23 protein-coding genes and 1 pseudogene are annotated in these 23993 nt (G+C 67.4%); 16 read left to right on the top strand and 8 right to left on the bottom strand.

The annotated features are described in order from the left end of the window. Nucleotides 1-38: 38 nt before the first annotated feature. From glmS to AC1DSA_RS00585, 4 genes are all read left to right on the top strand, one after another. Nucleotides 39-1883 carry a glutamine--fructose-6-phosphate transaminase (isomerizing) gene (glmS, locus tag AC1DSA_RS00600; RefSeq protein WP_477884991.1) on the top strand — a complete coding sequence of 615 codons (1845 nt, stop codon included), beginning with the start codon at nt 39-41 and terminating at the stop codon, nt 1881-1883. A 309-nt stretch (nt 1884-2192) separates the two neighbouring features. Beyond that, complete coding sequence (locus AC1DSA_RS00595; RefSeq protein WP_477884989.1) at nt 2193-2672, top strand: VOC family protein; 480 nt, start codon at nt 2193-2195, stop codon at nt 2670-2672. A gap of 2 nt (nt 2673-2674) precedes the next feature. Beyond that, entirely contained in the window at nt 2675-4126 is a 1452-nt protein-coding gene (locus AC1DSA_RS00590) for an MFS transporter (protein ID WP_477884987.1), read from the top strand. Nucleotides 4127-4151: 25 nt separating this feature from the next. Continuing rightward, nucleotides 4152-4547, top strand: a complete 396-nt coding sequence (locus tag AC1DSA_RS00585) for a YciI family protein (RefSeq protein WP_477884985.1) — start codon at nt 4152-4154, stop codon at nt 4545-4547. 31 nt (nt 4548-4578) lie between these two features. On the opposite strand, the gene AC1DSA_RS00580 is transcribed toward AC1DSA_RS00585, so the two are convergent. The 4 genes and pseudogenes from AC1DSA_RS00580 to AC1DSA_RS00565 all read right to left on the bottom strand — a co-directional run bounded on the left by AC1DSA_RS00580 (nt 4579) and on the right by AC1DSA_RS00565 (nt 8484). Further along, nucleotides 4579-4881 (bottom strand): YodC family protein, encoded by a 303-nt coding sequence (locus AC1DSA_RS00580; RefSeq protein ID WP_477884983.1) that lies wholly within the window; start codon nt 4879-4881, stop codon nt 4579-4581. A gap of 455 nt (nt 4882-5336) precedes the next feature. Then, nucleotides 5337-6524, bottom strand: a complete 1188-nt coding sequence (locus AC1DSA_RS00575) for a CaiB/BaiF CoA transferase family protein (RefSeq protein ID WP_477884981.1) — start codon at nt 6522-6524, stop codon at nt 5337-5339. Nucleotides 6525-6534: 10 nt separating this feature from the next. Then, a pseudogene (locus AC1DSA_RS00570) lies at nt 6535-7445 on the bottom strand (tripartite tricarboxylate transporter substrate binding protein). A 217-nt stretch (nt 7446-7662) separates the two neighbouring features. Next, nucleotides 7663-8484, bottom strand: a complete 822-nt coding sequence (locus tag AC1DSA_RS00565) for an IclR family transcriptional regulator (RefSeq protein WP_477884979.1) — start codon at nt 8482-8484, stop codon at nt 7663-7665. Between the two features lie 152 nt (nt 8485-8636). On the opposite strand from AC1DSA_RS00565, the gene AC1DSA_RS00560 reads away from it, so the two are divergent. The 8 genes from AC1DSA_RS00560 to AC1DSA_RS00525 are packed head-to-tail and all read left to right on the top strand — an operon-like array spanning nt 8637 to nt 17602. Beyond that, the gene (locus tag AC1DSA_RS00560) at nt 8637-9614 is read left to right on the top strand and encodes a tripartite tricarboxylate transporter substrate binding protein (protein ID WP_477884977.1); all 978 of its coding nucleotides are present in this window, start codon (nt 8637-8639) and stop codon (nt 9612-9614) included. An 18-nt stretch (nt 9615-9632) separates the two neighbouring features. After that, nucleotides 9633-10427: an enoyl-CoA hydratase/isomerase family protein gene (locus AC1DSA_RS00555; RefSeq protein WP_477884975.1), complete on the top strand. Its 795-nt coding sequence runs from the start codon at nt 9633-9635 to the stop codon at nt 10425-10427. Between the two features lie 4 nt (nt 10428-10431). After that, entirely contained in the window at nt 10432-12513 is a 2082-nt protein-coding gene (locus AC1DSA_RS00550) for an acetate--CoA ligase family protein (RefSeq protein ID WP_477884973.1), read from the top strand. A gap of 5 nt (nt 12514-12518) precedes the next feature. Beyond that, a complete protein-coding gene (locus AC1DSA_RS00545; protein ID WP_477884971.1) occupies nt 12519-13751 on the top strand; it encodes a 3-hydroxyacyl-CoA dehydrogenase family protein in 1233 nt (410 codons plus the stop codon). A 1-nt stretch (nt 13752) separates the two neighbouring features. After that, a complete protein-coding gene (locus AC1DSA_RS00540; protein ID WP_477884969.1) occupies nt 13753-15078 on the top strand; it encodes an MmgE/PrpD family protein in 1326 nt (441 codons plus the stop codon). Next, nucleotides 15075-16280, top strand: coding sequence for a 3-oxoadipyl-CoA thiolase (pcaF, locus tag AC1DSA_RS00535; RefSeq protein WP_477884967.1), 1206 nt, complete (start codon nt 15075-15077; stop codon nt 16278-16280). The genes AC1DSA_RS00540 and pcaF overlap by 4 nt, the downstream gene beginning before the upstream one ends. 9 nt (nt 16281-16289) lie before the next feature. Next, a complete protein-coding gene (locus tag AC1DSA_RS00530; RefSeq protein WP_477884965.1) occupies nt 16290-16619 on the top strand; it encodes a hypothetical protein in 330 nt (109 codons plus the stop codon). Beyond that, entirely contained in the window at nt 16616-17602 is a 987-nt protein-coding gene (locus AC1DSA_RS00525; protein WP_477884963.1) for a Bug family tripartite tricarboxylate transporter substrate binding protein, read from the top strand. Before AC1DSA_RS00530 ends, AC1DSA_RS00525 begins: the two co-directional genes overlap by 4 nt. Nucleotides 17603-17757: 155 nt before the next feature. On the opposite strand, the gene AC1DSA_RS00520 is transcribed toward AC1DSA_RS00525, so the two are convergent. The 4 genes from AC1DSA_RS00520 to AC1DSA_RS00505 all read right to left on the bottom strand — a co-directional run bounded on the left by AC1DSA_RS00520 (nt 17758) and on the right by AC1DSA_RS00505 (nt 20632). After that, entirely contained in the window at nt 17758-17907 is a 150-nt protein-coding gene (locus AC1DSA_RS00520; protein WP_477884961.1) for a hypothetical protein, read from the bottom strand. Between the two features lie 59 nt (nt 17908-17966). Next, on the bottom strand, nt 17967-18245 hold the full coding sequence (locus tag AC1DSA_RS00515; RefSeq protein ID WP_477884959.1) for a hypothetical protein: 279 nt from the start codon (nt 18243-18245) through the stop codon (nt 17967-17969). Nucleotides 18246-18366: 121 nt separating this feature from the next. After that, entirely contained in the window at nt 18367-19020 is a 654-nt protein-coding gene (locus tag AC1DSA_RS00510) for a response regulator (protein ID WP_477884957.1), read from the bottom strand. Then, nucleotides 19013-20632 carry an MASE1 domain-containing protein gene (locus tag AC1DSA_RS00505; RefSeq protein WP_477885938.1) on the bottom strand — a complete coding sequence of 540 codons (1620 nt, stop codon included), beginning with the start codon at nt 20630-20632 and terminating at the stop codon, nt 19013-19015. Before AC1DSA_RS00505 ends, AC1DSA_RS00510 begins: the two co-directional genes overlap by 8 nt. 134 nt (nt 20633-20766) lie before the next feature. Between AC1DSA_RS00505 and AC1DSA_RS00500 the strand changes: the two genes are divergently transcribed. The 4 genes from AC1DSA_RS00500 to AC1DSA_RS00485 all read left to right on the top strand — a co-directional run bounded on the left by AC1DSA_RS00500 (nt 20767) and on the right by AC1DSA_RS00485 (nt 23991). Beyond that, nucleotides 20767-21015, top strand: coding sequence for a hypothetical protein (locus AC1DSA_RS00500; protein ID WP_477884955.1), 249 nt, complete (start codon nt 20767-20769; stop codon nt 21013-21015). A gap of 20 nt (nt 21016-21035) precedes the next feature. Next, nucleotides 21036-21458, top strand: coding sequence for a hypothetical protein (locus AC1DSA_RS00495; RefSeq protein WP_477884953.1), 423 nt, complete (start codon nt 21036-21038; stop codon nt 21456-21458). A 185-nt stretch (nt 21459-21643) separates the two neighbouring features. After that, entirely contained in the window at nt 21644-22291 is a 648-nt protein-coding gene (locus AC1DSA_RS00490; protein ID WP_477884951.1) for a DUF6781 family protein, read from the top strand. A 29-nt stretch (nt 22292-22320) separates the two neighbouring features. After that, nucleotides 22321-23991: an ABC1 kinase family protein gene (locus AC1DSA_RS00485; protein ID WP_477884949.1), complete on the top strand. Its 1671-nt coding sequence runs from the start codon at nt 22321-22323 to the stop codon at nt 23989-23991. Nucleotides 23992-23993: the final 2 nt, after the last annotated feature.

Raw genomic sequence — 23993 nt, 5'->3', positions numbered from 1 at the left:
CTCTAAAGTCGGCGCATTCCAGTCCCTGAGGTACATTCATGTGCGGCATCGTCGGCGCGGTTTCCACGCGCAACATCGTTCCCATCCTGGTCCAGGGCCTGCAGCGCCTGGAGTACCGGGGCTATGACTCCTGTGGCGTCGCCGTCTATGCCGGAGGACTGAAGCGGGCCCGCAGCACCGCGCGCGTGGCCGAACTGATGGCGCAGGTGGAGTCCGAACACATCGAAGGCGGCACCGGCATCGCCCACACCCGCTGGGCCACGCACGGGGCGCCGGCGGTGCACAACGCGCACCCGCATTTCAGCCACGGCCCCGGCGAGAACGCGGCGGCCGGACCGGGACGCGTCGCGCTGGTCCACAACGGGATCATCGAGAACCACGACGAACTGCGCGCCGTGCTGAAGGCCAAGGGGTACCGCTTCACCAGCCAGACCGACACGGAGGTGATCGCGCACCTCGTCGACAGCCTGTACGAGGGTGACCTGTTCGAGGCGGTGAAGGCCGCGACCGCCCAACTGCACGGCGCCTATGCCATCGCCGTGTTCTGCAAGGACGAGCCGCATCGCGTCATCGGCGCGCGCCTGGGCTCGCCGCTGGTGCTGGGCGTCGGCAAGGAGGAGAACTTCCTGGCGAGCGACGCGATGGCCCTGGCCGGCGTCACCGACCAGATCGTCTACCTGGAAGAGGGCGACCTGGTGGACCTGCAGCTGGGGCGCTACTGGATCGTCGACCGCAACCACAAGCCGGCGACGCGGCCGGTGAAGACGGTGCAGGCGCACAGCGGCGCTGCCGAACTGGGCCCGTACCGTCACTACATGCAGAAGGAGATCTTCGAACAGCCGCGTGCCATCGCCGACACGCTGCAGGGCGTCGAGCAGGTGACGCCGGAGCTGTTCGGCGATGGTGCCTACCGGGTGTTCAAGGAGATCGACTCCGTCCTGATCCTGGCCTGCGGCACCAGCTACTACAGCGGCTGCACCGCCAAGTACTGGCTCGAGTCGATCGCCAAGATCCCGACGCAGGTGGAGATCGCCAGCGAATACCGCTACCGCGAGAGCGTGCCCAATCCGCGCACCCTGGTGGTGACCATCAGCCAGTCGGGCGAGACGGCCGACACGCTGGCGGCGCTGAAGCATGCGCGCTCGCTCGGCATGGAGCACACGCTCACGGTGTGCAACGTGTCCACGTCCGCCATGGTGCGCGAATGCAAGCTCGCCTACATCACGCGCGCCGGCGTGGAAATCGGCGTCGCCTCGACCAAGGCCTTCACCACCCAGCTGGCGGGCCTGTTCCTGCTGACGCTGGCGCTGGCGCAGGTGCGCGGCAAGCTGGCCGCAGCCGATGAAGCGCAGCACCTGAAGGACATGCGCCACCTGCCCACCGCGCTGCAGGCCGTGCTGGCGCTGGAGCCGCAGGTGATCAGCTGGGCGCAGGACTTCGCCAACAAGGAGAACGCGCTGTTCCTCGGGCGCGGCATGCACTACCCGATCGCCCTGGAAGGCGCGCTCAAGTTGAAGGAGATCAGCTACATCCACGCCGAGGCCTACCCCGCGGGCGAGCTCAAGCACGGGCCGCTGGCGCTGGTCACCAGCGAGATGCCGGTGGTGACGGTGGCGCCGAACGATGCGCTGCTGGAAAAGCTCAAGTCCAACATGCAGGAAGTGCGCGCGCGCGGCGGCGTGCTGTACGTGCTGGCCGACGCGGACAGCCGCATCGAAAGCAGCGAAGGCGTGCACGTGATCCGCATGCCCGAGCACTACGGCACGCTCAGCCCGCTGCTGCACGTGGTGCCGCTGCAGCTGCTGGCGTACCACACGGCACTGGCGCGCGGAACCGACGTGGACAAGCCGCGGAATTTGGCGAAGAGCGTGACGGTGGAGTGACGGGGGACCGTGAGGTCCGCGCAGCAGCGTCTCTGATCCTTTCCCCTGCAGACTGACCTCGACGTGTCAATCTAGGCGATTGGACATGCCTCAACCTTCACGGGAAGTCCCTTCGCATTCGAAAGCAGCCGGAGGTGAGCTCAACGATGGGGTAGGGCGCCCGCGGGAAAACCCCAGTCCATTCGCTGTCGATTTCGCCAGGCGTGGTTCGTCGTCATGGAGAGCCGGGCGTGCCGCCCGCCGTCATGCAGGCCGATGCGGGTCGCCGGCATGGCCATGGACGAGCCCGCGATCCCCTGGAGAATGCAAGTGGCCAGCAAGAACACGATCTGCCTCTGGTACAACCGCGACGCCCTCGAAGCTGCGCGGTTCTATGCGGAGACCTTTCCCGACAGCAAGGTCGGCGCCGTGCACCGGGCGCCGGGCGACTTTCCATCCGGCAAGGAGGGCGACGTCCTCACCGTCGAATTCACCGTGATGGGCATTCCCTGCGTCGGGCTGAATGGCGGGCCGGCGTTCCAGCACGACGAGGCGTTCTCGTTCCAGGTGGCGACCGACGACCAGGCGGAAACCGACCGCCTGTGGAACGCGATCGTCGGCAACGGCGGGCAAGCCAGCGCGTGCGGCTGGTGCAAGGACAAGTGGGGCCTGTCCTGGCAGATCACGCCCAGGGCGCTCCTGGCGGCCATCACGGACCCGGACCGTGCCGCGGCGAAGCGGGCCTTCGACGCCATGATGCAGATGGGGAAGATCGACATCGGCAGGATCGAGGCCGCACGGCGGGGCTGAGCATGAACATGCAGGCTGATTCCGAAGGAGAGGGCGCGCGCAAGCGCTGGTGGGCGCTGTACGTGCTGTGCCTGGGCGTGCTGATGATCGTGCTGGACACGACGATCGTGAACGTTGCCCTGCCGTCCATCCGCACGGACCTGGAGTTCACCGAAACATCGCTCGTGTGGGTCGTGAACGCCTACATGCTGACCTTCGGCGGGTTCCTGCTCCTGGGCGGAAGGCTGGGCGACCTGTTCGGGCAGCGACGGATGTTCCTGGTGGGCATTGCGCTGTTCACGGCTGCATCTCTCGCCTGCGGCGTCGCCCCGACGCAGTTCGCGCTGGTGGCGGCGCGCGCCGTGCAGGGCCTGGGCGGCGCCGTGGTGTCGGCGGTCGGCCTGTCGCTGATCATGACGATGTTCACGGACACGGGCGAGCGGGCCCGCGCCATGGGCGTCTACGGTTTCGTCTGCGCGGGCGGCGGCAGCGTGGGAGTGCTGCTGGGAGGCGTGCTCACCACGTTGCTGGACTGGCGCTGGATCTTCCTGGTGAACCTGCCGATCGGGGTTGCCGTGGCGCTGCTGTGCCGGGCGCTGATCGCGCCGGGGCAGCGCGACCTGAGCCGCCGTCTCGATGGGGCGGGCGCGGTTCTGGTCACCAGCGCATTGCTGGTGGCGGTCTACGCCGTGGTGAATGCGAACGACGCGGGATGGACCTCGGCGCGGACGCTCGGCCTGCTCGCCGCATCCGTCGTGCTGGGGGCGCTCTTCATCGCCGTGGAGCGCCGCGTGGCGCAGCCGCTCATGCCGCCGGGCCTGTTCGCGCACCGGAACCTGGCCGTCGCGAACGTGTCCGGCGTGCTGTGGGCGGCGGCGATGTTCGCCTGGTTCTTCATGTCGGCGCTCTACATGCAGCTCGTGCTGGGGTACACGCCCATGCAGGTGGGCCTGTCGTTCCTGCCCGGGAACCTGATCATGGCCTTCATGTCGCTGGGCGCGTCGGCGCGCATCGTCGTGCGCTGGGGGATCCGCGGCCCGTTTGCCGCGGGCTTGCTGATTGCCGCCTCGGGCCTGGCGCTCTTCGCGCGGGCGCCCGTCGAAGGCAGCTTCCTGGTCGACGTTTTCCCCGCGATGGTGTTGCTGGGGATCGGTGCCGGCATCGCCTTCAACCCGATGCTGCTCGCCGCCATGAACGACGTGCGGCCCGAGGACGCGGGCCTGGCGTCCGGCGTTGTGAACACTTCCTTCATGATGGGCGGGGCACTGGGCCTGGCGGTGCTCGCCAGCCTCGCGGCGGCGCGCACCACGCAGTTCCAGGCGGACGGCGCCGCCGAGGCCGTCGCGCTGAACGCCGGCTATCGCCTGGCCTTCCTGCTGGGCGCGGTGTTCGCCGGGGGCACGGCGTTGCTCGGCTGGTTCGCACTGCGGACCGGCGAGCTCCCGGCCGGACGTCAAAGCGTGGAGTCCGCGTAAGCCGCGGCGAGGAGGAACAGCCACCATGTCGACGACTTCTTCGACGAACGAATACCTGCTGCTGTCGCGCGGCCACTGGGACGCCGACAAGTCGCCCGAGGAGATCCAGGCGGCGATCGATGCGTTCTATGCCTGGCACGCGCGGCTGGTCGCGCAAGGACGGTTCAAGCCCGGGCAGCGCCTGGCGAAAGCGGCGAAGCTGGTCACGCGCTCCGGGATCACCGACGGGCCGTTCACCGAAGCGAAGGAAGTGGTCGGCGGCTACTGGTTCGTCCTGGCTGGCAGTTTGGACGAGGCCGCTCGCATCGTGGCAGACAACCCCTGCCTCGCCTGCGGCCTGGCTTTCGAGATCCGCCCGATCGAGGCCGAACAGGCGAGCGCTTATCGCGAAACCAACGAGACGCCGAGGAGAGCCTGGTAGGGCGACGCGCGAGGCCTTTGATACCCGCCGTTCAAGTTGCTTCGGGCGGTTCGCTGCTCGCAGGCGCGGAGGGCGCTTCCGTGTCCGGCTGCGGCATGAGTGCCGCGACCGGTGCCTGCGCCGGCATGGGCGTTCTGCGCAGGAGTGCTTCGCCAGGCGCAAGGGACACAAGCCGCAGAGTGTCCAGCGTGAAGGTGCCGTGTTGCACCTTACCGTCCTCTTCCCAACTGCAATAGGCGAGATTCTGCGAGCACGTCTGCACGGTCATCTCTGCCCCGCCTGAGCGCAGCACGACCTTGGCACCTTTCTGAATCTCGCTGTCGTCGTTGTCCACGCCGCGATTCTCAGGAGATTCGCAACGAGTTTTCTGTAAGTAAGAAGAACGATTTCAGCTTCCATGGACTGTGTCCTACACAAGGCATTGCAGTGGCGGCAGCGCCAGGGGCTGGCTGAGCAATTAGTGTCACTTGGATGAAGCAACCACCACTTCAGCCGAAGAACCCAGCCCCTGTGAAGCAGGACAAACGGCCTGAACCGCAACGCACGGGCGGCACCGGTGAGGGCTCGGAAAGCGCCTTGCGCCGCCTCAGGCAGTCGGAGAAGGGGAGAGCCGAGGCAAACGTCCAAAAACGCGGACACGTCGTGGGAGGTCGGCACCTGGAATCCGCGCACTTCAGATAGCCGCAGTCGAGAGCATGAAGACCCAGCGCATCGTGGACGCCATCGAGGTGATCAGCCGGCTCACCGGCGAATTCCTCGCGGCACCGGGCGACCCTTGTTCTCCGTTCGCTAGATCACTCCTTCCGCCCTCAGGCTTTCAATGTCTCCACGCGAGTACCCCAGGCTCGTGAGGACCTGCTCGTTCTGCGCGCCGGCGGATTGGGGAACCGTGCTGACCCCTACGTCGCATGCACCCAGCCGGAAGCCTGCGACGGGCACCGTCAGCCCGTCGAGTGCGCCGGCATTCCCGTCGAAACGATGCAGGACCTTGCGGGACCTGACATGCTCGTCCGCCAACATCGTTTCCATGCGCTGGACCCGCGACGCCGGAACACGCGCGGCCTGCAGCACCCGTTCCCAGTGTTCCACCGGCAGGGTGGCAATGATTTGCCGGAGGGCTTCCGATTCGGTGGCGTGTGCGCGAATGCGCTCTCCGTTGTTCTGCTTGATCAGGTCTTCCCGTCCCAGCACCTGCCACAACCTCCTTTGCTGCCGCAGGTTGGACGCGGAGATCATCAACGGTGCGTCCGCGGCCTGGTAACACCCGATGGTCGCAAAGGGATAGCGGTTGCCTTTCTGCTCCGGATGCCAGCCGTTCCAGAGGTGGCCCGTCAGGTGCGAGCTGCACAGGATCATGGCGACATCGGACATGGCGACCTCGACGAACTGGCCGACGCCGTGGTTCTTTCGATGGAGCAGCGCGGCCAGGACGGCCGCCGCCGCTGTCGTGCCGGTCGCGTAGTCGACCACCGGGGCGCCACACTTCACGGGGGACGTATCCGGCTCGCCGGTCATGGCCATCATTCCGGACCAGGCCTGGATGACGCCGTCGTAGGCGGTGAGTTCCCGCTTGGGCCCCGTGCTGCCGAACGCAGAAATGGAGCAGTAGATCAAGTCCGGCTTCAGGGCTGACAGGTCCGCATAGCCGAGCCCCAGGGCATCGAGTGCGCCCGGCCGGTAGTTCTCGACCAGCACGTCCGCGGTCTGCACCAGCTGGCGCAGGATGCGCTGTCCCGCTTCGGACTTCAGGTTGAGGGTGATCGATTGCTTGTTCGACGCCTGCGCGAGGAATGCAGTCCCCATGCCCTTGTCGTTGAGTGCATGGTCCGATCCCTGGAACCTGGCCTGGTCGGGCTCGTCCGGCGCCTCGATCTTGATGACCTCTGCACCCAGCACGGCAAGCTGGTAGCTTCCGAACGGCCCGGCCAGCACGTGGGTCAAGTCGAGAACGCGGACACCTTGCAGGACCTTGGGCATGGCCGCCCCCTTATTTGGTGATGACATGGGACTTGACCAGCCTGGACCAGCGGGCGATTTCGGCGCGCACGTAGCGGTCGTAGTCGACCGGCGTGCCGGCCTGGACCACCATCCCCTCCTGAACGAGCTTGGATTTGAAGAAGTCCGTGGCGCTCGCCTTGCGCGCCGCGGCGTTCAGCTTGTCGATCACTGCGGGCGGTGTGCCTGCGGGGGCATGCAGGCCGTACCAGCCTTCGGTGACATAGCCGGGTACGCCGGCTTCCACCATGGTCGGCACACTGGGATACGCAGTGGAGCGTGCAGCCGATGTCACGGCCAGGGCCCTGAGCTTTCCGCTGTCGATGAAGCTGCCGACGGAGCCCGAGGTCCCGAACAGGATGTCGGTTTGCCCGCCCAGCAGGTCGGTCAGCGCGGGGGCCGATCCCTTGTACGCGACGTGCTGCAGGCGGATCTTGCCCAGGTCCTCGAACAGGGCGCCGGCCAGGTGGGACGAGGTCCCGTTTCCAGGCGATGCGTAAGTCAGCTTGCCGGGCTGCGCCTTGCTGCATCCACGATGTCCTTCACCGATTTGTACGGGCTGTCGGCGCGCACGACCAGGACGTTCGGCGAGCGGACCAGCATGGCGACCGGCACGAAGTCCTTCTCGGTGGAGTAGGGCAACTTTTCGGCAAGGCTCGGATTCACCGAATGCGCTATCGAGGACAGGAGCAACGTGTAGCCGTCCGGCGGGCTCTTGGCGACCATGTCGGACCCGATGACGGTTCCCCCGCCCGGCTTGTTGTCGACGATGACGGGCTGCCCCAGCTCCCTCCCCAGGTCGACGGAGAGTGTGCGAGCGATGAGATCGGCGCCACCGCCGGGCGAGAACGGCACGATGATCTTGATGGGTTTTTCCGGGTAGGCGGCCTGGGCCGTCGACATGGCGACCAGCAAGGCAACGGCAGTGCCTGCCATGGCCTTGCCGATCCCGCCGAGCGCGCGGTCGATTGAAACGTGCATGACTGTCTCCGAAGTAAGTTGGCAGGCCGCGCTGGATCGGCGGCTTCCAGGAGACTCTAGGGACAGAAACGCTTCGCTGCACCGGTGCGATTCCAAGGAATGGAATGCGGGCGAAGCGATGACGGACCAGCCGTTCGCGTCAGTCGGGGGAGGCGACTTCCAGCGCGTGCAGGATGCTTTTCTTCAAGGCCATCAGCCGCGGTGCGAACTCGGTGACGACCGCGTCCATGGGTTCTGCCGTGGAAAGGCTGACGTTCAGCGCGTAGTGCGATCCCTGGAACAGGAGCGGGGTGGCGACCGCCACGACTTCGGCTTGCCATGAAGCGGCGCAGAAGCCCCGCTCGGAAACACTTGCGATCGCCTCCGAAATCTCGGCCGCCAGCACGCTCCACGATCCCGACCTTGCCTTGCGGAAGTGCGCGAGCAGCACCTTGCGTTTCGCTTCCGGGGCGCTCGCCAGGTAGGCGCGCCCGAGTGACGTGAGTTCCATCGGCACCCGCTGCCCCGAGACCACCGACCGCAGGGACGGGCGCCGGTTGTAGCGGATCGACTCCAGGTAGACCATCTCGTCGCGGTCCGGCGCGGCCAGGCCCACGTTGATCCTGTTCTCCTCCGCCGCCTGGCGCATCCGGGGCGCGGCGATCGCAAGCACCGAGGAACCCGTGCGCATGGCGTGACCGAAGCTCAGAACGGCTGGTGCGAGCCGGAATGCCCGGCTGCGCGGTTCGACCTGCAGCAGCCCGCCGCCCACCAGGGTTTGCGTCAGCCGGCTCACGGTCGATCGCGACAGGCCGGTGCGCTCGGCGAGTTCCGCGTTCCCCAGCAGCTCCGATCCCGGCCGGAACGATCGCAGCAGTTCGATGCCTCGCTCCAGCGATCGGTTGGCAGGCGAGACGCCCGGCTTGTCTTCGCGCAGTCCCCGCGCTTGCGCAAGGCGGGGGTTCGGATCGGCACTGGCCATGTGAAGTCTCGCTGAGGTGCGTTCCACGCATTGGAACGCGGTTCGGCGGATCACCCCATAGTGAATTCCACTCTTTGGAATCGGAGGGGTGCCAACCGCGGGCCGCTTTCCTAAGCTCGCGGCATTCCCTTCCGATCCGCAGGAGACCCCAGATGAGCTTCACCTTTCGTGCCTTCCTCGCCCGCGCCGGCGCGGCCCTGGCTGCCACTTTGTTCGCCGCCAGCGCGGCCATCGCAGCCTTTCCGGACCGGCCCGTGAAGCTGGTCGTTCCCTTCGCCCCCGGCGGCGGCACCGACGCGATCGCGCGCGTCCTCGCGGTGGGCATGGGACAGACGCTGGGACAGCCGGTGATCGTCGACAACAAGCCTGGCGCCGGCACCATCATCGGCACCGACGCCGTGGCGAAGAGTACGGCCGACGGCTACACGGTGGTGGTCGCCAGCTTCGCGCACGCGGTGAACCCGAGCCTGATGGCCAAACTGCCTTTCGACACCGACAAGGCCTTCGCGCCCGTCATCCTGCTGGCGCGCGGCCCCAATGTCCTGGTGGTCCGGACCGAGAGTCCCTTCAAGTCGGTGGGGGACGTGGTCGCGGCGGCGCGGGCCCAACCCGGCAAGGTGACCTATGCCTCGCAGGGCAATGGAACCTCGGCGCACCTCGCGGGCGAGATGTTCAGCAACCTGGCGAAGGTGAAGATGACGCACATCCCCTATCGCGGTGCGGGCCCGGCCATGACCGACCTGCTCGGCGGACAGGTGGACCTCATGTTCGCCACCGCGGCGGCCGCGGCGCCGCAGATCGCCGGCGGCAAGATGCGTGCGCTCGGGGTGACCACGCCGAAGCGGTCGCCGGTGATGAAGGACCTTCCGGCCATCGCAGAAACGGTGCCGGGCTACGCAGTCGAAAGCTGGTATGGCCTGTTCGTCCCCGCCGGCACGCCTCCCGACGTCGTCGCCAGGCTCCATGCAGCCGCCAAGAAGGCGACCGACACCGTGGAGTTCCGCAAGAAGATCGAACCGGAAGGCCTGACGGTCAGCGCAGGAGCGCCTAAAGAACTCGACGACTACGTCCGGGCGGAAGCGGCACGCTGGGGCAAGGTCGTCAAGGAAAACAACATCAAGATCGACTGAAGCAGGAAGGTCAACGCAATGAACTACTCCCTGATCGACCTCCAGGTCCACGGCGGCATCGCCACGCTCACCCTCAACCGGCCGGACAAGCGCAATGCCATGAGCGACGACATGCGCACCGAATTCATCCACGCGCTGGAGCTTGTCACGGCCGACAAAGCCATCCGCGCGCTGGTCCTCACCGGCGCCGGCAAGGGCTTCTGCGCCGGCGGCGACATCTCCGGCATGGAGCGCCGGATGAATGCCCCCCAAGGCGAGATCGCCTTCAACGGCTGGCACCGCCAGCAACGCGTCCACCACGTGCAGTCCTTGCTGCACACGATGCCCAAGCCCGTGATCGCCGCGGTCAACGGCGCCGCTTCCGGACTGGGCGCGGATACGGCCCTGGCCTGCGACTTCATCATCGCCAGCGAGTGGGCAAGCTTCACCTGGTCCTACATCCACCGCGGAATCATCCCCGATGGTGGTGGCATGTACTTCCTGCCGCGCCGCGTCGGACTGCCGAAGGCGAAGGACCTGATCTTCACGGGCCGCAAGGTGGACGCGGACGAAGCAGTTGCGCTCGGCATCGTGGACCGCAAGACCAGCGCCGACCGCCTGTTGGCCGACGCGCAGGCGTGGGCCGCCGAACTGAGCAAGGGCTCCGCCACCGCGCTTGCCCTCGGCAAGACCATCCTCAACCAGAGCTTCGAGATGTCGGCGCAGCAGGTGTTCGCGCAGGGCAGCCAGGCCCAGGGTATCTGCTACACGAGCACCGAGCACCGCGAATCGGTGATGGCATTCCTCGCCAAGTCCGCCCCCGCCAAGGAATGACGCCATGAACCCGATCAATCGACTCCTCCAGCCCCGCGGCGTTGCCGTCATTGGCGCATCGGCCGATCCCACCAAGACCGCGGGCCGTCCGGTGGCCTACCTGCTGAAGCATTCCTTCGGCGGAAAGATCTACCCGGTCAACCCGAAGGTGGAGGCGATCGCCGGCCTGAAGTGCTACCCCGACGTGGCCTCGCTTCCGGAAACGCCCGACGTCGCAATCGTGCTGCTCGGCGCCGAACGCGCGCACCTCGCGGTGCGCGAACTGGCAGCGCGGGGCACTGCCGCCGCGATCGTGCTCGCCAGCGGCTACACCGAAACGGGCGAACAGGGAGCACGGCGCCAGCAGCAGTTGATGGAAGCCGCCGGGTCCATGCGGATCCTCGGGCCGAACACGATCGGCCTGGTCAACCTGACCGACAGCATCGTCCTGTCCGCGACCGGTGCACTGGAGATGGAGCATTTCCCGGTGGGGTCGATCGGCGTGGTGTCGCAAAGCGGCGGGATCCTGGGAGCGCTGCTGTCGCGGGCGGCCGCCAGGGGAATCGGACTCTCCAAGCTCATCTCCACCAGCAACGAAGTGGACCTGGAACTGGCCGACTTCATCGACGTGCTCGCCGACGACGAAGCCACCCGGGTGATCGCCCTGTATGTGGAGACCGTGCGCAATCCAGCGAAGTTCCGTGCCGCGGCACTCAAGGCCGCGCGCGCAGGCAAGCCCATCGTCGCGTTCAAGATCGGCCGCTCGGAGGCCGGCGCCAAGGCGGCCGTCTCGCACACGGGCGCGCTCGCCGGCGCGGATCGCATGTACGACGCGCTGTTTCGCCAGTGCGGCGTGATCCGCGCCCAGACCTTCGGGGACCTGCTGGACATCCCCGCGGCACTCGCCACCGGGCGCAAGCTGCGCGGCAAGCGCGTCGCCATCCTGACTTCCACCGGCGGCGCCGGAACGCTGGTGTCCGACAGCCTGGGCGTGGCGGGATTCGAGACGCCCGCTCCGGATGCGGCGACAGCCGCGGCGTTGCGCGCGTTGCAGACCGGGGACCACGCGGCCCTGGACCGCAATCCGATCGACGTGACGCTGGCTGGCCTGCAGCCCGATCTCCTGCGCAATGCCATCAAGATCCTGCTGGCGAGCCCCAGCTACGACGCGCTCGCCATCATCGTCGGCTCGTCCAGCCTGGCGATGCCCGAGCTGATGGCCGGGGCCATCGAAGACTGCCTGCCGCTGTCCGACAAGCCGGTCATCGCCTATGTGAGCCCGCACGCTCCTGAGGTCGCGGCCCTGCTGACGCAACGAGGGGTTCCCGCCTTCGCTGCGGCGGAGAGCTGCACCGGGGCGCTAGTTGGGATGTTCCAGGCGAGCCAGTGGAACGCGCCCGAGGCGCAAGCCGCCGCGACGCCGGTGCCCGCCGGCGACCTGCAGGCCGGCTCGCTCGACGAAGCGCAAGCCAAGCAGCTCTTCGCGCGGTTCGGGGTTCCCTGCGCGCGCGAAATGGTCGTCAAGACCGCGGCGGACGCCGAGCGCGCCGCCCGCGAACTCGGTGGCCGGGTTGTGCTGAAGATCCTGTCGCGCGAGATCACGCACAAGAGCGACGTCGGTGGTGTGGCCGTCAACGTGACGCCGGAGCAGATCGGCGCGCGACTGGGGACGATGGCCGATGAAGTCGAAGCCAAGGCGCGCGTGCGTCCGAGCCGGTTCCTCGTTCAGGAAATGGTGACCGGCGGCACGGAACTGATCCTGGGCATGCACCGCGATCCGCTCGGCACCGCGGTCCTCCTCGGAATGGGCGGCGTCACGGCCGAACTGTTCAAGGACACCACGATGCGGCTGCTGCCGGCCGTCGGCGGCCTGACCCGCGAGGAGGCGCTGGGCATGGCGCAGGAGCTCAAGACCTGGCCGCTGCTCGATGGCTTCCGGGGCCGCCCCAAGGCGGACACGGATGCGCTGGTGGACGCGATCGTTGCGTTCTCCCGGATGGCGGCGCAACTGGGCGAGCGGCTCGTCGAAGCGGAGATCAATCCCGTGTTCGTGTTGCCGCAAGGGCAGGGTGTGCGTGCGGCCGACGGCGTCGTCGTCCTGGGCTGAGCGTCATGGCGGCTACAACTGAGCTGAGCTTGCGACCCGTACGCACCCTGGCCGTCATCGGTGCAGGGACCATGGGCACCGGCATCGCGATCACCGCGCTCGATGCAGGCCTCGACGTGACGTTGCTGGAACAGGACGACGCCGCCTTGCAGCGCGGCGCAACCCGCATCCGCGAGCACTATGCGCGCAGGGTTGCCGCGGGCAAGGTGGGCGCGGACGCGGCGGCCCAATGCGAGTCCCGGTTGCACGCAACCGCCGACTGGAACGCAGTCGCGCTGGCGGACCTGGTGATCGAAGCGGTCTTCGAGGACCTGGCGGTCAAGCGCGAAGTCTATGCCCGGCTCGACCGGATCGCCAGGCCGGGCGCCATCCTCGCAACCAACACTTCCTATCTCGACGTCGATGCCATCGCGGCCGCCACCTCGCGGCCGCGCGACGTGGTGGGGCTGCATTTCTTCAGCCCGGCGAACGTCATGCGGCTGGTGGAAGTGGTGCGGGGCGCGGCAACGGCTCCTGAAGTGCTGGAGACCGCGGTCGAAGTCGCGAAGCGGCTGGGGAAGCTTCCGGTGGTCACCGGCAATGCCTTCGGCTTCCTGGGCAACCGAATCTTCTCGGCCTACCGCCGCCAGTGCGAATTCATGCTGGAAGAGGGCGCATGGCCCGAACAGGTGGATGCCGCGCTCGAAGCGTTCGGCTTCGCGATGGGCCCGTTCGCCGTTGCCGACCTTTCGGGCCTGGACATCGCCTGGCGCATGCGGCAAAGCGCGGCCGCCACCCGCGATCCTGCGGCGCGCTACGTTCGCATTCCCGACCTGCTCTGCGAGCGTGGCCGACTGGGGCGCAAGACCGGGGCCGGCTACTACCTGTATGAAGAGGGATCCGGCAAATCGCGCGGGCAAGTCGACCCTCGCGTGCACGAACTCATCGCTTCCGCGAGCGCGGACAAGCGCATCGTGCGACGCACCCTGGACGCCGACGAAATCCAGCGGCGCGCAGTGCTCGCCATGGTGAACGAAGCCGCGCTGGTGCTCGCGCAAGGCGTTGCGCAGCGCGCGAGCGACGTGGACGCCGTGCTGCTCAATGGCTATGGCTTCCCGCGCGCCAAAGGCGGAGCCGTGACCTGGGCGCGGCAACGGGGAGCCGAGGCGCTGCAAGCCGACCTGCAATGGCTGGCGCAGCTCAGCGGCCCTGGCTTCGTGCAGGGTGACCTGCGTCATGTTCTCGAGGAGGCTGCATAGCATGTTCGCCACACAGGTTTTCGCGCGCTACGCGGCGGCATTCGCCGGTCAGGCCTTGCCCGCCGAAGTGATGCACCACGCCAAGCGGGCGGTCGTCGACTGGTATGCATCCGTCTACCCCGGGCTGTCCAGGGAGCCGGTGCGCATGCTGGAGGAAGTGCTGGCCGAGGACCTGGACCGCGGCTCGGCCTGGTTGATCCTGGGACGCGCGGCGACGGCGCGCGCCGCGGCCATGATCAACGGCGCTGCGGCGCACGCGGCCGAAGTCGACGACAGCTTCCGCGAGGCGATGTACCACCCGGGCGCTGCGACCATCGCTGCGGCGCTGGCTGCCGCGCAGGCGACGGGGAGCACCGGGCAGGAGTTCCTGCGCGCGGTCGTTCTCGGCTACGAGATTTCGACCCGAATCGGCATCGCACTCGGGCGCGGGCACTACAAGTATTGGCACAACACGGGCACGGTGGGAACCTTCGGCGCCGCGGCCGCAGCAGGGTGCCTGCTCGGACTTTCCGAGGCCCGGTTCGCGCACGCGCTGGCCACCGCTGCGACATTTGCCGCCGGCCTGCAGCAGGCCTTTCGCATGGACTCGATGTCCAAGCCGCTGCACCCGGGGCGCGCCGCCGAGGGCGGTTTGCTGGCCGCGCAGCTCGCGTCTCGCGGCATCACGGGCTCGCTCGACGTGCTCGACGGCGATGCGGGGCTCGGCGTCGCCATGAGCACGGGTGCCGACTGGTCGCAGGTGGGCGCCACGCTCGGGCGTGACTTCCACATCACGCGCACGACGTTCAAGAACCATGTGGGCTGCGGCCACAGCTTTCCGGCTATCGACGGTGCGATGGAACTGCAGCGCCGCAATGGCTTTCGCGCCGAGCAGATTGAAAGCGTTCGCATCGGTACCTACAAGCCTGCGCTGGACATCGCGTGCTATGCGCGTCCGGCGACGATGAACGAAGCGCAGTTCAGCATTCCCTACGTCGTCGCGACCGCACTGGTGCACGGAAGCGTGCGAATGGCCGCGTACAGCCCGGAGCGGCTGAACGATCCCGTCACCCGTGCGTTGCTGGAGCGCATCCACGTCGTCGTGGACCCGGAGCTCGATGCGGGCTTTCCCGGCCGGCGGTCCGCGCGTGTCGAGATCGTGCTGCGGGACGGTCAGCGACTGACGCACCTTCAGCCGAATCGCAAAGGCGATCCTGAACTTCCCCTCACCGACTCCGACCTGGAGGACAAGCTCGTCGAGCTCGCCGCACCGGTGATCGGCGCCGATGCCGCACGGGCGCTCGCTGCCCGCCTCTGGACGCTGGACACCAGTGAGACATTGCCATGAACCGCCACGCATTCATCTGCGACGCGATCCGCACACCCTTCGGGCGATACGGCGGCGCGCTCTCGTCCATCCGCGCCGACGACCTCGGGGCGATCCCGATCTCCGCGTTGATGGCTCGGAATCAGAACGTCGACTGGCAGGCCGTGACCGATGTGATCTACGGCTGCGCCAACCAGGCGGGCGAGGACAACCGCAACGTGGCGCGCATGAGTGCGCTGCTGGCCGGCCTGCCGATCGAAGTGCCCGGGTCCACCGTCAACCGCCTCTGCGGCTCCGGCCTGGACGCACTCGGCACCGCGGCGCGCGCCATCAAGTGCGGCGAGGTGGACCTGATGATCGCCGGCGGCGTCGAAAGCATGAGCCGCGCGCCTTTCGTGATGCCCAAGGCGGAGTCGGCCTTCTCCCGATCCAACGCGGTGCAGGACACGACCATCGGCTGGCGCTTCGTGAACCGGCTCATGAAGGACCGCTACGGCGTCGATTCCATGCCGGAGACCGCCGAAAACGTTGCCACCGACTTCGGCATCGAACGGGACGCGCAGGACCGCATGGCGCTGCGCTCTCAGCAGCGGGCGCTGGCCGCGCAGGCGAGCGGCTTCTTCGATGCGGAGATCGTGGCGGTGATGGTTCCGCAGAAGAAGGGAGAGCCCATCGTCGTCCGCCGTGACGAGCATCCGCGCGAGACGAGCTACGAGACGCTGGCAAGGCTCAAGGGCGTCGTGCGAGCGGACGGCACCGTCACGGCAGGCAATGCGTCAGGGGTGAACGACGGCGCGTGTGCCCTGCTGCTCGCGGACGAAGCCGCGGCGGCGCGTTCCGGCCTGACACCCAGGGCGCGCGTGGTGGCGATGGCCACGGCGGGCGTGCCGCCACGCATCATGGGCATGGGCCCGGCTCCGGCGACGCGCAAGGTGCTGGCGCTGGCTGGATTGTCCCTGGCGGACATGGACGTCATTGAGCTGAACGAAGCCTTTGCGGCGCAGGGCCTGGCGGTTTTGCGTGACCTGGGCCTGGCCGACGACGATGCGCGCGTCAACCCGAACGGTGGCGCCATCGCCCTGGGGCACCCGCTTGGCGCCTCGGGCGCCCGCCTTGCGACGACCGCCGTGAACCAGTTGCACCGCAGCGGCGGACGCTACGCCCTGTGCACGATGTGCATCGGCGTCGGCCAGGGGATCGCCGTGGTCCTCGAACGCGTCTGAGAGCCGGTGATGGAAACCCATGAAGTCGCCATGACGGTGCTGATGACGCCCGACATGGCGAATCTTTCCGGCAAGGTGCACGTCGACGAGCACGGCGGGAAGAGCAGCCCTCGAACTGCGGTCGCCGGAGCAGGACAGGCGAAGTCGGCAAGCGATGTTGCGCCGCAAGCTTCGCGAAGAGCTCGCGGCGCGATTCGCGTCTGCTGCAAAAAGCTAGCTCGCGCACCATTGCATCGCGGTGGGTTCCAACAGCTGGAATGCGGGGGGTGTGCGATCGGGACGCCGAACCTATTCTTCGACGCATCCGATCCCCCCTTTTCGAAGGAAACAGCACCGTGAACCTCGCATCGCGACGATCCATCTGCCGCCTGGCCTCAGGCATTGCAGCCCTCACCCTCTTCGCGGGTCCGGCGCTCGCCGCTTTTCCCCTCGACAAGCCGATTCGCATGGTGGTGCCCTACACCCCGGGCGGTTCGATCGACACCGTCGGCCGTCTCGTCGCCGAGGAGCTGCAGAAGCAACTGGGACAGGCCGTGGTGGTCGACAACAAGCCGGGCGCCTCCGGCATGATCGGTTCGCAGGACGTGGCGCGTGCTCCCGCCGACGGCTACACGCTGCTGTTCAATGCATCGAGCCAGGTGTACATGCCGCTCGTCGTGAGCCGCAAGACCTACGAGGCCGAGAAGGACTTCACCGCGATCGCACAGGTCGGCTACGTGCCGCTGGCGGTCGTCGTCAGTTCGGCGGCTCCCTTCAAGACGCTGCGCGAGCTCTCCGCGCATGCGCGCGCGAATCCGAAGAAGCTGACGTGGGCGACCTCGGGCCTGGGAACCACGAGCCATTTGACGGAGGAGATGATCAACCGCGAGCTGAAGCTCGACATGGAGATCGTCCTCTACAAGGGGGCCGTGCCCCAGCTGACGGACGTCATGGGAGGGCATGTGTCGGCCGCGGTCTCGCCGCTGCCAGGTGTCACTCCCTTCATCAAGGGCGGCAGGCTCAGGCCGATCGCGGTCACCAGCCGGGCCCGCGTGGCCAGCATGCCGGACGTGCCCACAGTGGCGGAAAGCGGCATGCCGGGTTTCGAACTGCTGTCCTGGTATGGCTTGTGGGGCCCGGCCAACCTGCCGCGGGAGATCGTCGACAGGCTCAACGCCGCGGTGGCCAAGGCGGTCCAGAGTCCACCTGTGAAGGCCCGGTTTGCGGATCTGTCGTTCGAGGCCGCACCGAACTCACCCGAGCAGTTCGGCCGCATCATCAAGGAAGAAATCCGCCGCGTGGGTGAGGTGGTCAAGGCGGCCAACATCCGCATCGATCCCTGACAGCTGCTCCCCCTACGCCTCGCCTCACTCAACGAGGCCGTCATGCACGGGTGCGCCAGGGCAGAAGCCTGACGGAAAGTGGCCTCCAATCACTCACCCAGCTTGCGCTTGATGGCGTGTCCTCCTTCAGCTCGCCAGAAGACGGAGGTCCCTCTTCACCTCACCGGCTTCGCCACGGCCTTGAACAAGGGATGGTCGCCCGCATTGCCGCCGGGCCACGGCTGACTCACGGTCTGTCCGGCCGCCGGCGCCGCCGCAGTCGAGGCGCGCGCGATGGTCAGGAAGACGCTGGTGAACGTGGCCATGATCAGGTGTTTACGCACGAAAGGCTCCCGGTTGGAATTGGCTTCGACACCGTCCCGCTTCAGAACAGGCTCGGCGACTCCGCGAGGTTGCCGTGCAGCGCCGCCGTCGCGTGCGCTTCATGCAGCCAGGCGACATAGAGGTGGAACCGGGAGGCCCCCTGGAGGTCGTCGCCGCTGCTCGCTGCAGTGGTCGTGACGACCGGCGCGGCCTCGGCCACGCCGACGGGGACGGCAGCCGACCAGTCCACATAGGGGAGCACGTATGCAACCGCGAACGTGACGGCAAGGATGGGGGCCGTGAACGGGGCGAATGGATGCCGATGGTGATTGACTTTCATGGCGTCTCCTCGCATGGAACACCACGAATCTAGGCGCTGCGTGCGGACAGCGGCATCAGGGAGGGGCCCTGATCACGCCTCGGGGATTCCCCTATTTGGTCGGGTTGCCAGCATGCGCGATCTAACGCGCTTCGGTCCACTGCGATGCAAAGCGGACCAGGGCCGCGCCGGATTCCAGGTGCAGCTTTTCCTTGAGGCTTGCGCGGTGGGCTTCGATGGTCTTGACGCTGCGGTTGAGCTTTTCGCTGATCTGTCGCGTCCCGAAGCCGAGCCCCAGCAAGTGCAGGATCTCGAACTCGCGTTGGCTGAGTCCGGCGATGGATGACTCGATGGAGCCACCGGGCGCGACCACCTTTTGGGCCAGCCGCAGGTGCATCGCCTCGCTGAGGTAGATGCCGCCCGACAGCACCAGCCGCACGGCCGCCAGGATGTTCGCGGTGGCTTCATGCTTCATGAGATAGCCGTTCGCGCCGGAACGCAGGGCCCGTTCGGCAAAGATCGATTCGTCGTGCAGGCTCATGGCAAGGATGGCCAGGGTCGGGTAGCGGCGGCGCATCAGCTTGATGAGGTCCAGGCCGCTCTCCTGTTGCAGGGAGATGTCCACGATGGCCAGCGCGGGATTGCATGTGGCCAGCTCATGCATCGCACTTTCGGCACTGGCCGCCTCGCAACACAGGTGCAGGTCCGGCTGCGCGTTGAGGAACAGCGCCATGCCTTCCCGCACGATGGGATGGTCGTCCACCATCAGGATCCGGGTCTTCTCGCCTTCATGCATTGTGCGTCTCCTCAAGCTGGCGCTCCAGGTCAGGGTAGGTCACCGCAATGGTCGTGCCGCGCGGGAGGTTGCTCGTGACCTGCAGGACACCCCCCAGCAGGCTCGCGCGATAGCGCATGCTGAACATGCCCAGCCCCGAGTCCGCGCGAGCGGGCGCGGTCTCCAGGCCGATCCCGTTGTCGCGCAGGATGAGACGGTGCTCTCCGTCGACGCGACGCAGCTCGATCAGCATCTGGCACGCCTGGCTGTACTTCACTGCGTTGTTCAGGGCCTCCTGGGCAATGCGATACAGGTTGATGGCCACCAACGGGTCGCTCACCTGCACACCAGGGCCGGCACGCACCACGCATTTCATGCCCTTGAGCGCGTTGACGTCGTCGGCCAGTCGCTCCAGGGCCCCGATCAGGCCACCATGTTCCAAGGCGGCCGGGTACAGGCCGTGGGCGGCGGATCGGTTCATCGCGGCCGCCTCATTGACCAGTTCCTCGATCCTGGCCATCGCGCCCGCCTCCGGTTGTGCCCGAGCGGCGAGCCCTTGCCGCAAGCTTGCGCACAGCAGCGAGACGCTGGTCAGGTGCTGGCCAAGACCATCGTGCAACTCGGCCCCGATCGCGCGCCGCTGCTCTTCACTCACGCGAATCAGCGCGATCTCCAGCTTGCGGCGTTCGGCCATCTCCTGGTGCAGATCGGCGTTGATGGCCATCAGGTCGTGGGTTCGCGCCGCGATGTGGTTTTCCAGTTGCTCGACATGGCGCCTGAGGTCCGACTGCGCTCGGCGCTGCCCGGCAACCGACGCCGCCAGCACGAGGCCGGTGACTGCGACGACGATCGTGAACGCACTCCACTGGACCAGGTCGTCCAGCGACTTCCCGGTCATGAAGGGGCCGGTGCCGTGGGATGCTCCCCATACGGCGACGAGCGAGAAGACCAGGGTCACCAGGCTGGCACCCAGTTGACGGAACCGCAGGGACGCCCACATCAGGAAGGGAAACACGGCCAGCGGCGCGACGTAGTAGCGGCCGGCCTCGAGTTCCGGGGCGCCGAAGATCTTCACGCTGACGATCACCAGCGCGGCGAGCAGGAAAAGAACCTCCGCGACCTTCCGGGCCGAAGGTGCGTGCAGCGTGGCCGTGGTGGCCAGCAGCAAGGGCGGCGCCACGACCAGCACCCCCATCATGTCTCCCAGCCACCACTTCAACCAGACGGCTGCAGGGTCCTGCATCGTTCCTGTCATTGCAAGCGTTGCGGCGCCCACCGACGCGCTCACCATCGTCCCGAGCATGGCGCCGAAGACGATCAGGGCGAAGACATCGCGCCTGGTCTTGAGTCCGATGTAGAAGCCGGGAAAGCGCAACAGCAGCATGGCGCCGACCACCGCTCCCAAGGTGTTGCCGAGCGCGATGCTGCAGGCGGCCAGCAGTGGAATCCCGGTGCCGACGTTGGCGAGAAAGGCGCCCAAGGCCACGCCGATGGCCATGCGCCAGCCGAAGACCAGGAGCGCCGCCAGCGCGATTCCGCTGGGTGCCCACACCAGGGAAACGGTGCTGCCCACGACCGCATACATCAATCCCACCTTGGCTGCAGCCAGGTACAGCGAGGTGACGCCGAGCAGGAGCGCGAGGGGATGGAGCGTACAGGCCTCCTCACCCCATGGAGGTGCCTTGAAAGGCTACGTCCGGGCGTCGCGGCTGGCAATACATCATGCAGGCGACAGCGAGGAACTGCCGCTGCTCAACAGCTGGTCCCGTGCGGCCGATCCTTGCCGCTGCGTTCCGCTTCGTCCATCATTGCGTCCGCGGAATCGCCGGATCGACCACCATGGAGCAGTCCACGCACACTCACCCGAAACTCGGCGAGAAGGCGCCTGATTTCCGGCTGGCCGCGGCGGGCGGCGGCGAGGTCGCCTTGTCCGACTACCTGGGCCGCAAGAATCTGCTGCTGTGGTTTCCAAGGGCCTGTACTGTCCCTTCTGCCGCCGCAACATGGCGCACCTGAGCCACGCCTACCCACAATTCGTGGCGCTCGACACCGAGATCCTGCAGATCACCCACAACACGCAGAAAGAGGCCAACCTCTATTTTCGAAATTACCACCTGGCCACTCCTTACCTCTGCGATGCGGACTGGCGCGTGCATCTGGCCTACGGAGTTGAGCTGGAACGCCAGAGCTTGGGCGCACTGGCCGAGAACTGGGTGACGTCCACCGCGATGGTGGCCAGCGACCTGGTCTTGCACGGCGAAAAGTCACCGCCGCCGACCCCCGCTTTGCGCATGGGACGCTTCCAGTCGCCACAGTTGGTGGTGGCCGCCGATCGCGCTGGCGTGGTTCGCTACGTCTGGAACGGCGGGCCCTTCGACACCTTGCCCACCGTTGCCGAACTTCTGTCGGCGCTGGAGTCGATGCGCCCGGATCTCCCGATCGCCGATGAGGCCGCTTGAAGACGGGCGATTCGGCCCGCACGCGCATTTGCACGTAGCCGGCGAGCCGCGAGAACCAGGACGAGTCGGCCTGCAGGCTGTCCAGCGTCGCGAATCCGTCCTCGCGCTCGATGGCGGTCGCTTCGGCATGACCAGGTGCGCAAATCGGGTTATCCTGCCCTGCTTCGACACACGGGAGTCGTGAGATGACCGATCCGACACCGCCGGGGGGGAATGCGGATTCCTCCACGCAGGCCGACGAGCAGGCGATCCGGGAACGGGTACGCCAACTGACCGCCCAGCTGCTTGCGGGCGAACAGCTCGACACCGAAGGCGTCAAGGAAGTCGTGCGCGCGATGAGCGGCGGCGCCATCAAGCCGCCGCTGGACACCCCGCAGGCGCGCGAGGCTTTTGTCGAGGCGCTGCGCGGCTTCGACCAGGCGCTGCAGGCGTCTTCGCAGGCGGCGCACGAAGCGCTCACGGCGCTGGCCTCCCGCGGGAACGACTTTTCCGACAACGACCTGAAGAACGCCTTCGCGGCCCTGCAGAAATTGCAGGGCGACTTCGTCGCCGCCGCCAACCATGTCGCCGACGCCAGCACGGGGAACATCCGGCGCGAGCTCGTCGATCTCGCGCTGCACGCGCAGCGGGTCGGCGCCGACGCGAGCGTCCGCATCGCCCAGCTGCTGGGCGAGTTCGCCAACCGCATGAACGAGTCCTATCGCGCGCGCACGGTCCCGGGCTTCGAGACGGTGCGCGAGTACGGCGCCAACATGTCGCTGCTCACGAGCGGCCTGCTCGCCGGTTTCGCCGACGCGCTGCGCCAGCAGGCGGAATCCAAGAAAGCGAAATAGGTCCGCCCGTGCGTGAGACGCCGCCGAGCGTGGTGCGCGATCTGCCGCGCCTGCACGAGATCACGATGGTGTTCATGCGGCACGGGCTCGGCGACCTCGTGCGCCGGATCGGAGTCGTCTCGTTCCTCGAGCGCGCAGGCGCCGTGCTGCACTGGGGCGAGGTGTCCCGCAGCACCCGGCTCGAGACGCAGCACCGCCTGCGGCTGGCTTTCGAGGATCTTGGCCCCACCTTCATCAAGCTCGGCCAGATGCTGTCGACCCGCGAGGACCTGCTGCCGCCCGAATGGACCGAGGAACTGGCGCAACTGCACACCAGCGCCGCGCCCGTGCCGTTCGAGGAGCTGCTGCCGGTCATCGAACGGTCGCTCGGTCGGCCGGCCTCCGAAGTCTTCGTCGACCTCGAACGCGAACCCATCGGTTCCGCGTCGATCGCCCAGGTGCATCGCGCACGCCTGCGCGACGGCGGCCGCGATGTCGTGCTGAAGGTTCGCCGTCCGGGCATCGAGGCCAAGATCGAGGCCGACATGCGCCTGCTTGCGCACCTCGCGCGAGTCATCGAAAGCGAAGTGCCCGAGGCGCGGCGTTACCAGCCGGCCCGCGTGGTCGAGGAGTTCCGCCGCTCGCTGATGCGCGAACTTGACCTGGCGCTCGAGGCCCGCAACATCGAGCGCTTTGCGCGCAACTTCCAGGACGAGCCTCACGTCCTGATCCCGAAGGTCTACATGGCGTGGACCAGCAGCCTGATGAACGTGCAGGAGCATATCGACGGCGTCCGCGGCGAAGACCATGCGGGCATCGAGCGTGCGGGACTCGACGCGAAGCAACTCGCGCTCAGGGGCGCGGAAGCTGTGCTCAAGATGATCCTGGTCGATGGCTTCTTCCAGGCCGATCCGCACCCCGGCAACGTCATCTACCTGCCCGGCAACCGACTCGCGATCATCGACGTGGGCATGGTCGGACGGCTGTCGACGGTGCGGCGGAACCAGATCATCGACGTGGTGTCGGGCATCGCCCACCGCGACCACGAGCCCATCCTCGAGGTATTCCTCGACTGGGCCGGCGAGGACCCGGTCGACGAGGAGCGGCTCGCCGCCGATGTCGACGAGCTCGTGACCGACTTCGCCGACCTGCCGCTGAAGGAGATCCGGGTCGGCGCGCTCCTCGGGCGCCTCACGGCGCTGGTGCGAGAACACGGCATCGTGCTGCCGTCCGACCTGACGCTGATGTTCAAGGCCCTGGTCACCCTCGAAGGGTCCGCGCGCAAGTACGATCCGGACTTCCGCCTGGTGGATCGGCTCAAGCCCTTCGTCGACCGCGCGCTTGCGGCGCGCTACGCGCCCGCCGAGATGGGACGACGCGGCGGCGCGAGCCTCGGGCAGTTCATCGGCCTGGTCGGCTCGATGCCGCGCGAGTTCGCGCGCTTGCTGAAGGATGCGCGCCGCGGGCGCCTGCGCATCGACCTCGACCTGAAGCGGCTCGACGGCTTCGGCCGCAGGCTCGAAAGCACGATCGACCGCCTCACCGTCGCCATCATGACCGCGTCGGTCGTCATCGGCTCGTCGCTCGTGATGACGGTCACTTCCGGCCCGGAGCTGTTCGGCATTCCGATTTTCACGATGCTCGGATCGCTCGGCTTCCTGATGGCGTTCTGCAACAGCGTCTGGGTCATCTTCGCGATCTGGCGCTCGAGTCGCCGCTGAGG

The organism is Ramlibacter sp. P4_H7, assembly GCF_056400765.1.
Note: the sequence above shows the minus strand (reverse complement) of the source record. Positions and strands in the feature narration are given on the sequence as shown.

Bases quoted from the DNA above. Each gene is read 5' to 3' on its own strand.
- AC1DSA_RS00590 (WP_477884987.1), top strand. From the start codon at position 2,675: ATGAACATGCAGGCTGATTCCGAAGGAGAGGGCGCGCGCAAGCGCTGG.
- AC1DSA_RS00545 (WP_477884971.1), top strand. From the start codon at position 12,519: ATGGCGGCTACAACTGAGCTGAGCTTGCGACCCGTACGCACCCTGGCC.
- AC1DSA_RS00550 (WP_477884973.1), top strand. From the start codon at position 10,432: ATGAACCCGATCAATCGACTCCTCCAGCCCCGCGGCGTTGCCGTCATT.
- AC1DSA_RS00530 (WP_477884965.1), top strand. From the start codon at position 16,290: ATGGAAACCCATGAAGTCGCCATGACGGTGCTGATGACGCCCGACATG.
- AC1DSA_RS00510 (WP_477884957.1), bottom strand. From the start codon at position 19,020: ATGCATGAAGGCGAGAAGACCCGGATCCTGATGGTGGACGACCATCCC.
- AC1DSA_RS00565 (WP_477884979.1), bottom strand. From the start codon at position 8,484: ATGGCCAGTGCCGATCCGAACCCCCGCCTTGCGCAAGCGCGGGGACTG.
- AC1DSA_RS00575 (WP_477884981.1), bottom strand. From the start codon at position 6,524: ATGCCCAAGGTCCTGCAAGGTGTCCGCGTTCTCGACTTGACCCACGTG.
- AC1DSA_RS00560 (WP_477884977.1), top strand. From the start codon at position 8,637: ATGAGCTTCACCTTTCGTGCCTTCCTCGCCCGCGCCGGCGCGGCCCTG.
- glmS (WP_477884991.1), top strand. From the start codon at position 39: ATGTGCGGCATCGTCGGCGCGGTTTCCACGCGCAACATCGTTCCCATC.
- AC1DSA_RS00490 (WP_477884951.1), top strand. From the start codon at position 21,644: ATGACCGATCCGACACCGCCGGGGGGGAATGCGGATTCCTCCACGCAG.
- AC1DSA_RS00515 (WP_477884959.1), bottom strand. From the start codon at position 18,245: ATGAAAGTCAATCACCATCGGCATCCATTCGCCCCGTTCACGGCCCCC.
- pcaF (WP_477884967.1), top strand. From the start codon at position 15,075: ATGAACCGCCACGCATTCATCTGCGACGCGATCCGCACACCCTTCGGG.
- AC1DSA_RS00555 (WP_477884975.1), top strand. From the start codon at position 9,633: ATGAACTACTCCCTGATCGACCTCCAGGTCCACGGCGGCATCGCCACG.
- AC1DSA_RS00520 (WP_477884961.1), bottom strand. From the start codon at position 17,907: ATGGCCACGTTCACCAGCGTCTTCCTGACCATCGCGCGCGCCTCGACT.
- AC1DSA_RS00585 (WP_477884985.1), top strand. From the start codon at position 4,152: ATGTCGACGACTTCTTCGACGAACGAATACCTGCTGCTGTCGCGCGGC.
- AC1DSA_RS00540 (WP_477884969.1), top strand. From the start codon at position 13,753: ATGTTCGCCACACAGGTTTTCGCGCGCTACGCGGCGGCATTCGCCGGT.